This is a genomic window from Pseudaminobacter soli (ex Zhang et al. 2022), from assembly GCF_014595955.1.
Lineage (GTDB): Bacteria > Pseudomonadota > Alphaproteobacteria > Rhizobiales > Rhizobiaceae > Kumtagia > Kumtagia pseudosoli.
Genome location: NZ_JABVCF010000004.1, coordinates 44,814 through 58,087 on the forward strand (window position 1 = coordinate 44,814; position 13,274 = coordinate 58,087).

Consider the following 13,274-nt stretch of genomic DNA (forward strand, 5'->3'; position numbering starts at 1 on the left):
TTGATGATCGTCGCCATTCCACGAATGTGGCTTTTTCCTGTCTGACCGGGGAAAGCTTGTTCCCAATGCTGTGATCGCGACTGTTTGCGCGGGCTCCCAACCCCGCCGGAAATCCCAGCGATGACCGTGAAAATCAGCCTTCGGCCCAGTGTCGGATAAGATGATGGGCGATTGCGCCTGGAGGCGGGACGAATATGCCGTCCGGATGGTCCTTCGCCAGCGCGGCAAGAACTTCCTCGCGGGAAAACCAGCGGCAATCCTCGAGTTCAGCCTCGTCGCGCCTGATCTCCTCGCTCAGCGCCTCGCCGAAACAGCCGATCATCAAGGAATAGGGGAACGGCCAGGGCTGGCTGGCGTGATAGACGACGCGGCCGAGCCGGATGCCTGATTCCTCGAGGACCTCCCGCCGGACCGCCGCCTCGATCGTCTCGCCGGGCTCGATGAAGCCGGCGAGAGCGGAATACATGCCGGGCGCGAAATGGGCACCGCGGCCGAGCAGGCATTTGTCCCGCGTCACCGCCAGCATGATGGCGACGGGGTCGGTGCGGGGGAACAGTTCCAGGCCGCAGGAGGGACATTGCCGCTTGTAGCCGCCGATCCGCATCTCGGTCTCACTCCCGCAGCGGCCACAGAAGCGGTGATTGGCGTGCCAGGCGAGAAGGGCCGCGCCTTGCGCCAGCGCGCCCAGCGCAGGCGGCTCCAGCAGTCCCTGCATGTAGACCGAGCGGTAGTCGATCGCCTTGATCGTTTCAGGCAACTGCTCGGGCTCCACGCCCGCGACAACGGCCAGAACCGGTCCGGTCTCGTCATGGCCGAGGAGCACCGCTTCGGGGAGAAGCGTGCCGAGCCTCTCCGCTTCGGAAGGGTTGTAAAAGGCGTCAAGACCCGCGCCGTTCTGCCTGAGGTAGACCCGACCGCCGCGCAAAAGCAGCAGGCGCGCCATCGAGTGCTGCAGCGCCAGCTTGGCCGCGTCGTCGCTGCGTTTTTCGGCCTGTCTATCCAGGAGATTGCCGGCGAAGGCCACAAACTGGCTCGGTTCGCGCTCCGGGGCGTCGAAAAGGCTGAAGGGCATGGCTGGCCGGCGGATGGAAGTTGGGTGGCGACCCTACAGCGCCTTTCTCACCTTGTCGATCAGTCCGTGCATGGCGTCGGGCTGGTAGGGCACGCGCGAGCCATATCCCCAGACCGGCCCCGGCCAGCCCGGATCGCCTTCCGAACGGGCGATGACATGCACATGCAACTGACGCACGATATTGCCCAAGGCGCCGGAATTGATCTTGGTGCAGCCGGTCACGCGCTTGAGCGCATCCGCGACCATGTTGGTCTCGAAGGTGAGCATCGCCTGGTCGAGCGGGGTCAGGTCGTGCACCTCCTCGACCCCCGGACGCTGCGGGACCAGCAGCAGCCAAGGCCATCGGCAGTCGTTCATCAGCCTGAGCTCGCACAGCCCAAGCCACATCAGCGACACGCTGTCGGTATCCAGCCGCGCATCCAGTTCAAAACCGCCCTTCAGGTCAGGCAGCATCCGCGTCTCCCACAAATCTCGGGAAAGCTAGAGAGGCATGTGGGACCCGGCAAGGCATCGATGTAATCGATCCCGAACTTTTCGCGCCGCTGTTGCACGGCATCGTGGACGGCCACCAGGCCTGTCTCGATGTGCCGCGCAGCAGCCCCGCCCAGCCTGACATGGTCTGAACCTTACTCAGCATGCATCGGCTCGGGCAGGCACGCCACCCTGCGGCAGGCTCCGGCGCCGGCTGTGTCGGGTAGATCCGTCGATGGCCCAAGGGCAGCGGAAACGAGCCGCCGCGGCAACTTCGTTCGTGTCTAGGCCGGAGCCTAGGGTTTTGGCGCGGACGGGATCGAGCGGGCCAACTCGACAAACCTGTCCCACTCCAGAGCCGTCCAGATCTCCGTATCAGCATGACCGAACATGCGGATGATCGTGGCGACCTTCATCGCGGTCTCCACGTCCGGCGCGCTGAAGATGTCGAGGTAATCTGCGGGGCCGAGAATCGTGTAGTTCGCGTCCCACTCTACCCCGGGGCACTCGGTCTTGATGCGGCGCGTGACCTCGTGGCTGAGATCGACCAGCGAATTCGGCTGTTTCAGCGCTTCATGGTTCAAGCGGGTGAGCATGACGAAGCTTGGCATGGCGCAAACTCCTCATCTGCAACGACCGCAGAGTGAAGCCCGGGCAATGTTGCCGCGCATTGACGGTGATCAAAGGCGGGCGCCTTGTCGCGAAGAGCAGTCCAGATCGCTCTTTAGAGTCAGTAATCGGCTCAACTGAGGCCGCTGGTCCAGCGCACTTGCAGCCTTGACACTGGACGGGAATTACTCCACGCCAAACCGACTAAGGCGATCTTTTTAGGGGGAAAATTTGGCAAAGATTACCGGTTATTACGCAATCAATTTTGACGATCTAGATCTGAACTGGTACGCACGCAATCTTTACGGCGCGTCCTTCTACGACAACCAGAACATCGTCTACAACGGAGCGACCTACAGCGACGTGTATCTGGTCAACGGCTATGACGGCTGGGCCGATCTCGGGCTCGCCTTCGGTGGCAGCGGCATAACGGTCAATCCGTCCACCGGCGCGATCACGGGCGGGACAGTCACCGGCCTAGTCGAAATGTTTTGGGACGGCAATCCGATCTGGATGGCGCAGGGCATCAGCATTTCGGCCAAGGCGATCTATGACGCCGCACTGACGCCTGGCACCGCAGACGAGCGGAACCTCATCGTGAAGGCACTGGCCGGCGCCGACACGTTCAACCTCTCAAACGGCAACGACGTGGTCGACGGGTTCGGTGGGGACGACACGCTGAATGGCCAAGGCGGCAACGATGTGCTGCGCGGAGGCACGGGCAACGATACGCTCAACGGCGGTGCCGGCAACGATACGCTCAACGGCGGCTCTGGCAAGGACAAGATGTCTGGCGGGACGGGCAACGACATCTATTACGTCGATTCCACGGGAGACCAAACGATAGAGGCGGCCGGTGCCGGAACCGATACGGTGCGAGCCTACATCAGTTGGACTCTGGCGAGCAATCTTGAGCGCCTGGAGCTTCAGGGCTCCGGAAACCTGAACGGGACTGGCAATGCGTCCTGAACGGCGGCGCGGGCAACGACACTATGTCGGGCGGCGCGGGCAACGACACCTACATCGTTGGTTCGATTGGCGACCAGACTATCGAATCGGCTGGTGGCGGCACCGATACTGTCAAATCCTCCATCAGTTGGACGCTGGCGAGCTATATCGAGCGACTCGAACTCCAGGGTTCCGGCAACCTGAACGGAACGGGCAATGCGCTCGCGAATACAATCCGCGGTAATTCCGGCGACAACACCCTGAAGGGCGGTGCCGGCAACGACTTCCTTGCAGGCGCGCTTGGCAAGGACACGCTCGTCGGCGGCGCGGGGGCGGATACCTTCTTCTTCGATACTGCTCTCGGTGCGGGCAACGTCGACACCATCACCGACTTCGACGTGCCGAGCGACACAATCCGTCTGGAGAACTCGGTGTTCAAGGCGATCGTCGGCACCGGAATCTTGACGGCGGCACAGTTCGTCAAGAACGCCAGCGGCAAGGCCATGGATGCGAATGATCGCATCATCTATGAGACCGACACCGGCCGCTTGATCTATGACAGCAATGGCAGCGCCAGTGGCGGCGCGGTTGAGTTCGCCGTGCTCAAACCAGGTCTGGCGCTCACCGCGGCTGACTTCGTCATCGTCTAGGAAAGCGAAAGGTGCGCCTGCTTGCTCCTCTGCTGAAGGGCAGCTTGGTGAGCAGTTCGCCTTCGGCCGGATCGCATTCTTCCGCCAGTCCGCCTTTGCGCGGACACGCGATCTGCGCGCTCGGCGGTAACCAAGGCCGGGCCGCGGGTGCGGCGCGGCCCCTGGGAGGATTGCGGACCCTAACCTTCCGCCTTCATCGTCTTTGCGATCTCGAGCAGCTTCGCACGATCGGCACCGTGTTCTTGCACAAGCTCCTTCGCCTGGAGCGGCGAGAGGTCGGTGTTCTCGACGAGATAGCGGATCGCGTCCTCGCGCTCACTGTGGTGATCGAGCCATTCGTTCTTGTCCTCGGCCATCGCAACCTCCTGTCCTTGCTTCCGAAACAGACCTCGACCATCGAAGTTCCCAAGCAGCAGTTCGATCGAACTAAGTCACTGAACGAAAACGGCTTCCACAACCGCGGCATTAACAGCCCCTTAAATCGCCGCATTTACGCTACAACCCCTGCCCTTGGGCAACGGGGAAGACGATTCAGCTAATGGCTAGACGCAGCGGCACGCGCATCGAACCGACCTTCGACGCCCCGTCGCGCGGCAGGGACTCCGACGATTTCTCGTTGGATGAAGACGATCGCGTCATACCGAGCGCGCCCAGGCGCTCCCGAGGCAGCCGCAAGCAGCCTTCGAATCGGAAAGCACCGAAGGAAAGGCGAAGCAGAAAGGCGCGCCGTGGCTTCGGCCTTGGCCGCCTGATCTACTGGTGTCTCGTCCTGGCGCTGTGGGCCGGCATCGGACTTGCCGGGCTGGTCGCCTGGTATGGGGCGCAGTTGCCCAGCGTGGCCAACTGGACCGTCCCGGAACGTCCGCCGAACGTGAAAATCGTGGCCGTCGACGGCGTGCAGATTGCCAACCGCGGCATGACCGGCGGCGAGGCCGTCGGCCTCCACGAGATGTCGCCCTATATTCCGCAGGCGGTCATGGCCATTGAGGACCGCCGCTTCTACTCGCATTTCGGCGTGGATCCGATCGGACTCGCGCGGGCGTTCGCGCACAACCTGATCCAGGGCGGCTTCAGTCAGGGCGGCTCGACGCTGACGCAGCAGCTCGCCAAGAACCTTTTCCTGAAGCCGGACCGCACGCTCGAACGCAAGGTGCAGGAGGTGATGCTCGCGCTCTGGCTCGAGCACAAATACGACAAGGACCAGATCCTCGAAATGTACCTCAACCGGGTCTATTTCGGATCGGGCGCCTATGGCGTCGACGCTGCCGCGCGCCGCTATTTCGGCAAATCCGCGCGCGACGTGACGCTCTCGGAGGCAGCCCTGTTGGCGGGCCTGCTCAAGGCGCCGTCGCGGCTTTCCCCGGCACGCGACCCCAAGGCGGCGGATGCCCGTGCCCGGCTCGTGCTCGCCGCCATGCGCGACGAAGACATGATCGGCGAGGCGGAACTGGCGGACGCGGCCAACGCGCCGGCGACGCGAGCCGTGTCCTTCTGGACGGGCTCCGAGAACTATGTGGCCGACCGCGTGATGGGCGAGTTGCCAACGCTCATCGGCGACGTACGCTCCGACATCGTGGTCGAGACAACGATCGACCTGACGCTCCAGCAGCTTGCCGAAAAATCCATCCGCCGCCTGGTCGACGAGAACGGCAAGAAGCTCAACGTCAGCCAGGGGGCGCTGGTATCGATCGACAACACCGGGGCGGTGCGGGCGATGGTCGGCGGCTACGACTATGCCGATAGCCAATTCGACCGCGCCTCGGAAGCCCGCCGGCAGCCCGGGTCGGCCTTCAAGCCCTTCGTGTTCCTGGCCGCGCTGGAGCAGGGCGCACGGCCGGACAGCATTCGCAACGACGCGCCGATCAAGATCGGCAAATGGTCGCCGGTGAACTACAACGGCAAGTACTACGGCGATGTCACGCTGGCGACGGCGCTGGCGAAATCGCTGAACTCGGTGGCCGCGCAGTTGGTCGTGGAAGTCGGCGCGGGCTCCGTGGTCGAGGCGGCGCAGCGCGTGGGCATCGATTCGGAGCTCCAGGCCAACAACGCCATCGCGCTCGGCACTTCGGAGGTGACGCCGCTCGAACTCACCGCGGCCTACGTTCCCTTCGCCAATGGCGGCTTCCGGCCGGAAGTACATTTCGTGAAGCGCGTGACCACGCCGCAGGGCGAGGTGCTGTACGAAGACAAGTCCGCCCAGATGCCGCGCGTGATCAGCCCCGAGATCGTCGGCATGATGAACGTCATGATGTCGGAGACGCTGTCGGACGGCACCGCCACCAAAGCCCGCTTCCACTGGCCGGCGGCGGGCAAGACCGGCACGAGCCAAAAATCGCGCGACGCCTGGTTCGTCGGCTATACGGCCAACCTCACCACCGGCGTGTGGTTCGGTAATGACGACGGCTCGCCGATGAAGAAGGTCACCGGCGGGGCGCTGCCGGCGCTCGCCTGGCATGAATTCATGACCGCCGCGCACGAGGGCGTCCCGGTGGCGCCGCTGCCCGGAAAATGGCAGCCCTCCACGCCCGACCTTTTCGACGAGGGTGTTCCTGACGCGGCAATGGCCGAACAGGTTTGGCCGGAACCCGAAGCCGGGGAGGGGAGGACCGGAACGCCCATCGCCGACGCAGTGGCCGAATGGCTCAGTCCCGAGGACGGCTCTCCGGACGTCGAGCCGGTGCCCGCTAAGCGCGAGACGATCGAGGCTCCGCCCATGCCGACGGCCCGGCCACGCGAAGTGCGCCCGGCCCAGGTCGAGACGTCCAGACGGGCAGCCGAACGCCCCGCCCGTGCGGTGGCGCCGCAAGGGAGCCGGCCCGAAATGGTCGACGCCGACGATTCGACCGCCTCGCTCCGTCGCCCGGTGCCGCGCGCCGAGGTCGGCGGCCCGCCGACGCGCCGCGAGACGTCGATCCTCGACGTCATATTCGGCAATGGCGGCTGAGGGGAACAGCAGGCCGCCTACAGAGCCCGGTCCGGGCGTCCCCGCACGCGCAGATGGTTCACAGCCTGTGTCCCAAGCCGCCGCCGCGCGCCGGACCCATCCGCTGCAGACGCTGCTGGCGCTCACCACGGTCACGCTCATCCTGGTCGTTTCGGCGGCGCTGATCGGATTGGGGTTCTACCGAGCGCGAAACGCGATCATCGCGGACGCCAACCAGGACATGCGCGTCTTTTCGGAGCGGCTGGTCGAGCGGCTGAACGCGCTGTCGACCCAGACGGTCGCCGCCGTCGGCATCATATCCTCGATCCCCAATGCCTTCCTGGTGCCGCCGCCGGGGCGCGATCGGGACAAGGCGATCTTCCTGCGCGAGATCCTGAAGCAGGTCCCGCAGCTCGACGGCGTCTATGCCGGCTATCCCGACGGTTCGTTCTTCCATGCGGTGAGGCTGGGCGGCGGCTGGACGGAAGCGCTCGATGCGCCCGCAAACGCGGTGGTCGCCTACCGCACGATCACCCAGCAGGCCGGCGGCGGAATGCTGGACGTCGCCTTCGAGGACGCGGCCGGCAATGTGATCCGGGAGGACCATGGCCTGCCGACGTCGTTCGATCCAAGGACGCGGCCTTGGTACAAGGCGGCGGCGGGCCTGCCGGAGACCGTCACCATCGGCCCCTACGCCATGGCGACCACCCACAATCTCGGCATCGCCATCGCCCAGTCGCATAGTGCAAACCGCCAGATCGTGATCGCCGCCGACATCGTGCTCGACACCATCACCGACTTCCTCGCATCGGAGAAGATGACGCCCGGCTCGGAGGCTTTTATCGTCGACACGTCCGGCAATCCGGTGATCCACTCGGACAGCGCCTTCATGGACCGGCTGATGGCGACTCAGTTGCCGGGAGGGACGGGGTCGCTGCCGCCCGACCCGATCGTCGACAGCATCCGCTCGAACGACAGCTGGACCGACGCGCCGCGGCTGATCGAGGCCGCCGGCCGCACCTATCTGGTGCTGGTCACGCCGATCCGGTCACGGCTGCTGCTGCCCTACCATCGGGTGGTTGTTACAGCGCCCATGGACGAGTTGATCGCGCCGGCGCGCCGCGCGCTCCTGCACGGGGGGGCGATCGCGCTGCTCGTCGTGGTCGCCGCCGTGCTGGCGGCGCTGCTGATCGCCCGGCTGATCACGCAATCGCTGCAGCGCCTCACCCAGAGCGCACAGCGGCTGCAGAACCTCGACTTCGTCACGCCGGTCGAGGTGCGCTCGCGGGTGAGCGAGATCTCCTCGCTCAGCCGGGCGATGAACCGGGCGCGCGACGCCATCCACACCTTCATGCTCTACGTGCCCAAGGAGTTCGTGCGCCGGGGTTTTCTGGCCGGCCATTTCACCGGCCGCGCCGGCGCGCGCCAGGAGGTGACGGCGCTCTTCACCGACATCTACGACTTTACCAAGATCAGCGAGGAGCACGGGCCCGAGCAGGTGGTGGCGATGCTGTCGGACTATTTCGACATTCTGGACGAAACGGTCGAGGCGCATCACGGCTCGATCATCCAGTTCCTCGGCGATTCGATCTTCGCCATGTGGAACGCCCCGGAGGCCGACCCCGACCATGCCGAGCACGCCTGCCGGGCGGCACTCGACGCCTGCGCCCGGCTGGAAACCTTCAACGAGAGCCAGGCGGCAAAGGGCCTGCCGGCCTTCCGCACCCGTTTCGGCATCCATACCGGCCAGGCGGTGGTGGGCAGCGTCGGCGCGCGCGAGCGGCTGCAGTACACGGCGATGGGCGACACCATCAACGTCGCCTCGCGGCTGGAGGGCATGAACAAGGAGACGGGCACCGCCATCCTCGCCAGCCGCGCGGTGCGCGACGCCTGCCTGGGAAAAATCGAGTTTCGCCCGCTCGGCCGGGCGCAGGCGCGGGGGCGCGGCGAGGCGATCGAGATTTTTGAGGTGGTGGGGGTGCGGGAGGGGCCGGCTCGCCCTTGAGGCCGAGTGCCGCGTTCCCCCTCCCCCTCGAGGGGAGGGTGCCGAGCGAAGCGAGGCGGGAGGGGTCATGTCGGCCGTGCTCAACCTTCCATTTGCGCCGCGCGCGGCCTCTGCCGACCCCCTCTGGCCGCTTCGCGGCCATCTCCCCCTCAAGGGGGGAGAGGCGTGCCGGCGCCTCGCCACGCCCTGCCAAAGCAGTCTGGCCATTGTTCGGGAAGACGGGCGGCCGCGAGGTCGCGCAGCTTCTTTTATGTGCGACCTCGCGGCCGCCCATCCGGCGATTTTGGGCCTCGTCCCGTTCCGCTTCACCTTGCTCCGGCTCCGGCTTGCGCCTCGGCTGGCCCGGCTTAGAGCACTCGTCCAGTGCGCCCCGCACCTAGTTGCGGGGGAGGAACCTTCGGACGCGGCCTCCCCGGGCGCGGGCTACGTCTTCCCGCACCGGAGGCGCCGGCCCCTCCCCACAGACCACCGTCATGATCGGCGTTCCCGCAGGAGGGACTGCGCAGGATTATGAGGAAGCGGCAAAGGGAGGGGATGGAAGGCGGAGGCCTTTTGCGGGCCGGGCGGGACGGGAGCGAAAAAGATCAGGAGGTTGGGCGGGGCGGAGACCGGGAATTCGCATCGGCGGGGATATTTTTGTCCCCCCTCTCCGCCTCGCTAAGCACCCCTCCCCCTGAAGATAAGAGCCTGTATAAGACGGCTGCGTCACATGAAAAATCGAAACTGGTATGGACTGGTCCCTAGGTTGCTCATCCGCTTGATCACGCGGGCCAGAACTTGCGCGTAGCTCATGGTCACGGGAAGCGGGTCGTACAAGTTGTCATTATTCCAGTTCATTTTCGAAAGCGCGAGCGCCGAGACCGCCGTCTCGTGCCATGAGCCATGTCCTGCGTGACGCACTAGGCGGATCGGTCGTGGCGTGCTGCGGCCCCCCTGGAAATATGATCCACGATCGCTGATGCCGCGCACATCCCCGTGCATCCATAGCAGGCATTCGCGTTCGCTCAGGCCCACGAGACTCCCACGCGCGACCGGATAGCCAGCGGGCTGGCCTTTGGCTCCCTGCTTAGGCCGGTCGATCCTAATCCCGCGCCAAGCTGCGTCTGCCACAACCTGTACAAGATCGACTGCCTCGCAGAGGTGGAGTGCCTCCATGCATCCGGCGATCTCTTCACCCTTAAATTCGGTAGACTTGTGCACGATGACGCGGCGTGGCGACTGCCCGGCATGCCTGCGCCGGTACAAATCGACCGAGCGCGACATTACTCTGAACATCTCCGCGCGCGAGAGGAAAGGATTGTCCCGCTGAACTTCGACCTCGTTCGCATCGTAGGCGACAAATTCAAGGCCGGCTCCATCCGCGTCGAAAACCTGGCTGCAGCAGGTTACAAACCGGGCCCTCTCCGAACTTGTCGGCCGAACCGCATAAGATATCCCGATATGCGCCGTCTCACGGTCTGTTTCCGCCAGCTTCCACGGGACACCGCCCGCTTTGGCGTACAAGGCAAGCCCGATTCGCCACATGACGCTCGCTCTGTGAGGGTAGGAAAGCGCCCTATCTTCGCGCACCAACTGTATGGGAACACGGCGCGCGGCCGCGAAGGCTTTCAGATGGTCGTGGAGATCGAAATCCTCTTCTTGGGCTCCGACATAGCCCGCTGCCCATCGTGAAGGAACGTAGATAAATATGACATCGAATGCATCGCGTCGCGCTTCAAGCTGTTGGACTGCACGGATCAGTGCATCGGCCAGCACAATGTGCGGCGTCGACGAAATTTCGAACATCCTTTCGAGCTCAGCCGGCAGTTCCAGATGACAGGACTTTTCCGCGCCCGTCATCTTAACCTGGAACACCTGACTGAAGCCCGGCCATGGCTGAAGATAGTCTGCGCGTTCGGTCACGCTATGCGGGTCGTTCAATTCCCGCATGAAGGCGTAGAGTTTTTGCCCGTCACCAGCGGGCGCAATTGTGGCGACGCGGATCGGACCCGGCACCAAATTCGAGGAGTAAGGCCCGTAGCGCAACAAACCGCGCAGCGGGTGCAACTCGGTGTCACCGGTGCGTTCCGGGTGGAAGAGAAGCTTCGGCTCCGGCAACCAGCTATGCGGCGCGATCTGGCTCGTCATATGATCCGCCTCGAAAAAGCGTTCTCGTGGTGGAGTTGGAAAGATGCGTCTACACCAATCGCAACGTTAAGCGCCCGGATGTCAGCACCATTATTTGCGAGCAGTGATGACCAGAACGCGACAAGGTCATTCAGTTGCCGATTATATCGGCGAACACTGCGCTCTCTGGCAAAGTCTGTCGTCGCGGCCTTGGTTCCTGGGTGCTCCCTTCAAATATGGTTCTGGGTTCTATCAGTAGCCAGAGCTGATCATTTGCCCAATCCAAGCGAACGCTGATTCCCTCCCTCCAGGTAATTTCCGGGTGACCTGAAAGGGTTCCACGAAGGCTACCAACGAGCTTCTTGAGCGGTTGCCATTTTGGATCGTCAGGTTCAGCCGGGGCCAACTGATCAGCACTGCGCCGTTTCGAAAGCAGCAGTTCGTGTTGGCGGGCCAGCCCTCGTGACAAGGCGTCACGCAGCAAGCCGCGTTCCGCGGAGTCGTACCTCAGCCGCTTGCTCTCAAAAGTGTGGAGATCGAAATTTGTGATGCCGAAAGGATCGAACGCGGCTTTGACATCGGAATCGGCGCCGAAGGCTAGCACCCCGGCTCTTGACCGTGCGACCAGCACATCGACCCCGGCATTCTCAACAGCCTGCTTTGCATTGGCCGCGCCCCCGATGTTGCACTCCACCTTACGACAGACAGTGGGAAGCGAGCTAAGCGGGACGGCATTAAATCGAATGACCGGAAACCCTTTGTTCCCCGAAATTTGCGGGGCGGGCGTCCAGATCTTTCGTGATGCCGTAAATGCTTCGAGAGCAGCATGATCCAATCCGTCGATAAGGCGAACAAGGTCGCGAAGCGTTTCGTCGAAATTGTCGATTCGCACGATGGCCGCTTCCACATTGGCGGCCTGTGCGCGCTCGATTAGGTCGGAGACCGCCGGCAGCGGGGAGCCGTCGCCCCGGTGAAGCCAGAACAAACCATTTGGGTACGGGGTCGGCTCTTTCAGCGCATCCGAAAAGCTGGCCATCACAGAGTTGTCCCGCCCACTATAGCCCGCGACCACCAAGCCAAAGCGTGCGCAGCAGCTAATCAACGACTGCCGTAGACGCGCATCCTGTGAGCGCAGTTCCTCCGTGGTGTTCTTCAAACGCCGCGATCGAAAGTCGCCATGCAGTTTGATCTCGGCAGGCCAGCGCTCAGATGCAATCACCTGGCTTGCAAGGTCCGGCGCATCGAGCGCAATTGTCGAGAGTTTGCCGGTGCCGTCATAAACCTTGGCACATGCATCTGCGACCAGCGCATCGAAGTTTGTCGTCCACACAAGTTTCGTAACGCCCGCCTTCATCATCGTCGCCAACGCGAGATGGCCGTATGAGGGTTTGCCTCCGTCGATCTTGCCGTCGAGATAGGCTCTCCGGTCGTTCTCATTTGGATAGGCCGCTTCGAAAAGGCCTGCGTACTCTTCTGGCGAGTCTGGAAGAGGAAACTGGTCGTTCTCACTGATGAAGGCTTTGAGCTGCTCACGGATGACAGGATTGGCCAAGTCGCTGACGAGCTTTGGAGACACTTTGCGCCGGCTTACATAAAGCTGTTGCTTGAACTCCCAAATCATGTCCCAGGCAGTCGGAACTCCGGCAGCCGCTGAGGCGCCGGCACCCAGAAACCACATCAGCTTCCCGCGTCGCATGGAAAAGCGCCGCGCGAAATCATCGACTGTTATCTCAGAGCCCGAATCGATTCGCATCTTCCAATAATGTCACAAGGAGAGCCGCAGTTGGGATATTCGAGCTTGTGCGCGACCTCTAGGAGACTACCCGGGCTTACGCTTAATCGAATTCTCGCGAAGTCTTTCGTGTTTCATGCCGTTGAGGAGCGGCAGCCTTCAAAAAACTTTCCGCAATCGCTGGATGGCCGAAATGAGGGCGCAAAGCCGACATTCGCGGCGCTGCAGGCAAATAGGCAGCTTCGGGCAAGCCCTCGCCATAGAATCCTGCCGCGCTTCGCTCCCCCCTCATCCCCCCGCGCTATACGCCGCGATTGCCGCCATATTGCGATGTCGGAGTCCTTGGTGTTGAGGCTCACGATCTGAACCGGCTTGTTCAAGCCCACCAGCACCGGGCCGATGACGGTGGAGCCGCCGAGTTCCTGCAGCATCTTTGTCGAGATCGCGGCGGAGTGGAAGGCCGGCATGACCAGCACATTGGCCGGGGCGGCAGAACGGGTATTGCTGGCGCATCAGGCGAAAATCGAGCGCGACGTCGGCCGCCATCTCGCCGCGAAATCGACCCGGCGCCTGTCGCGAATTCCTGCCGCCCCGCGCTTTTCCTTCCCCGCCTGCACGCTGCTTTTTGTGGACCGCTTTGGATTGAGGCTACACTCCGGGCGAGGAAAGCGCCAAGCAGGAGGGGTGATGGAGAGTGCCGAGATAAAAACCCCCACCCCCGACCCCTCCTGCCAAGCGGGTGGGACGCCTGCCCCCGT

At 63.5% G+C, this 13,274-nt stretch carries 10 protein-coding genes and 1 pseudogene; 4 read left to right on the forward strand and 7 right to left on the reverse strand.

What is annotated here, in order from left to right; all coding sequences use genetic code 11:
* Window positions 1–133: 133 nt before the first annotated feature.
* The 3 genes from nudC to HUI96_RS08485 all read right to left on the reverse strand — a co-directional run bounded on the left by nudC (window position 134) and on the right by HUI96_RS08485 (window position 2,154).
* Window positions 134–1,072 (reverse strand): NAD(+) diphosphatase, encoded by a 939-nt coding sequence (gene nudC, locus HUI96_RS08475; RefSeq protein WP_188254232.1) that lies wholly within the window; start codon window positions 1,070–1,072, stop codon window positions 134–136.
* A 33-nt stretch (window positions 1,073–1,105) separates the two neighbouring features.
* The gene (locus HUI96_RS08480; protein ID WP_188254233.1) at window positions 1,106–1,525 is read right to left on the reverse strand and encodes an HIT domain-containing protein; all 420 of its coding nucleotides are present in this window, start codon (window positions 1,523–1,525) and stop codon (window positions 1,106–1,108) included.
* Between the two features lie 314 nt (window positions 1,526–1,839).
* A complete protein-coding gene (locus HUI96_RS08485) occupies window positions 1,840–2,154 on the reverse strand; it encodes a GYD domain-containing protein (protein ID WP_188254234.1) in 315 nt (104 codons plus the stop codon).
* Between the two features lie 229 nt (window positions 2,155–2,383).
* Here HUI96_RS08485 and HUI96_RS08490 point away from each other — a divergent pair, with 229 nt between their 5' ends.
* Both HUI96_RS08490 and HUI96_RS08495 read left to right on the forward strand, forming a co-directional pair.
* Entirely contained in the window at window positions 2,384–3,121 is a 738-nt protein-coding gene (locus HUI96_RS08490) for a calcium-binding protein (protein ID WP_210320106.1), read from the forward strand.
* Complete coding sequence (locus HUI96_RS08495; RefSeq protein ID WP_425299210.1) at window positions 3,118–3,750, forward strand: calcium-binding protein; 633 nt, start codon at window positions 3,118–3,120, stop codon at window positions 3,748–3,750. The genes HUI96_RS08490 and HUI96_RS08495 overlap by 4 nt, the downstream gene beginning before the upstream one ends.
* Before the next feature lie 179 nt (window positions 3,751–3,929).
* Here HUI96_RS08495 and HUI96_RS08500 read toward each other — a convergent pair whose 3' ends face one another.
* On the reverse strand, window positions 3,930–4,106 hold the full coding sequence (locus HUI96_RS08500) for a hypothetical protein (protein ID WP_188254236.1): 177 nt from the start codon (window positions 4,104–4,106) through the stop codon (window positions 3,930–3,932).
* Window positions 4,107–4,288: 182 nt separating this feature from the next.
* Here HUI96_RS08500 and HUI96_RS08505 point away from each other — a divergent pair, with 182 nt between their 5' ends.
* Together HUI96_RS08505 and HUI96_RS08510 are read left to right on the forward strand one after the other, a co-directional pair.
* A complete protein-coding gene (locus HUI96_RS08505; RefSeq protein ID WP_188254237.1) occupies window positions 4,289–6,694 on the forward strand; it encodes a transglycosylase domain-containing protein in 2,406 nt (801 codons plus the stop codon).
* Window positions 6,695–6,761: 67 nt separating this feature from the next.
* Window positions 6,762–8,678, forward strand: coding sequence for an adenylate/guanylate cyclase domain-containing protein (locus tag HUI96_RS08510; protein WP_337918171.1), 1,917 nt, complete (start codon window positions 6,762–6,764; stop codon window positions 8,676–8,678).
* A 705-nt stretch (window positions 8,679–9,383) separates the two neighbouring features.
* Here HUI96_RS08510 and HUI96_RS08515 read toward each other — a convergent pair.
* The 3 genes and pseudogenes from HUI96_RS08515 to HUI96_RS30035 form a co-directional block, all read right to left on the reverse strand.
* Window positions 9,384–10,805: an argonaute/piwi family protein gene (locus HUI96_RS08515; protein WP_188254239.1), complete on the reverse strand. Its 1,422-nt coding sequence runs from the start codon at window positions 10,803–10,805 to the stop codon at window positions 9,384–9,386.
* Between the two features lie 130 nt (window positions 10,806–10,935).
* Entirely contained in the window at window positions 10,936–12,537 is a 1,602-nt protein-coding gene (locus HUI96_RS08520; RefSeq protein WP_237684039.1) for an SIR2 family protein, read from the reverse strand.
* Between the two features lie 267 nt (window positions 12,538–12,804).
* Window positions 12,805–13,071 (reverse strand): annotated as a pseudogene (locus HUI96_RS30035) (phosphate acyltransferase); the annotation flags it as partial.
* Between the last annotated feature and the right edge of the window lie 203 nt (window positions 13,072–13,274).

Excerpts from the sequence above, each read along its gene's own strand:
- HUI96_RS08480 (WP_188254233.1), bottom strand. The coding sequence starts at position 1,525 with ATGCTGCCTGACCTGAAGGGCGGTTTTGAACTGGATGCGCGGCTGGAT.
- HUI96_RS08500 (WP_188254236.1), bottom strand. The coding sequence starts at position 4,106 with ATGGCCGAGGACAAGAACGAATGGCTCGATCACCACAGTGAGCGCGAG.
- HUI96_RS08485 (WP_188254234.1), bottom strand. The coding sequence starts at position 2,154 with ATGCCAAGCTTCGTCATGCTCACCCGCTTGAACCATGAAGCGCTGAAA.
- HUI96_RS08520 (WP_237684039.1), bottom strand. The coding sequence starts at position 12,537 with ATGCGAATCGATTCGGGCTCTGAGATAACAGTCGATGATTTCGCGCGG.
- HUI96_RS08505 (WP_188254237.1), top strand. The coding sequence starts at position 4,289 with ATGGCTAGACGCAGCGGCACGCGCATCGAACCGACCTTCGACGCCCCG.
- HUI96_RS08515 (WP_188254239.1), bottom strand. The coding sequence starts at position 10,805 with ATGACGAGCCAGATCGCGCCGCATAGCTGGTTGCCGGAGCCGAAGCTT.
- nudC (WP_188254232.1), bottom strand. The coding sequence starts at position 1,072 with ATGCCCTTCAGCCTTTTCGACGCCCCGGAGCGCGAACCGAGCCAGTTT.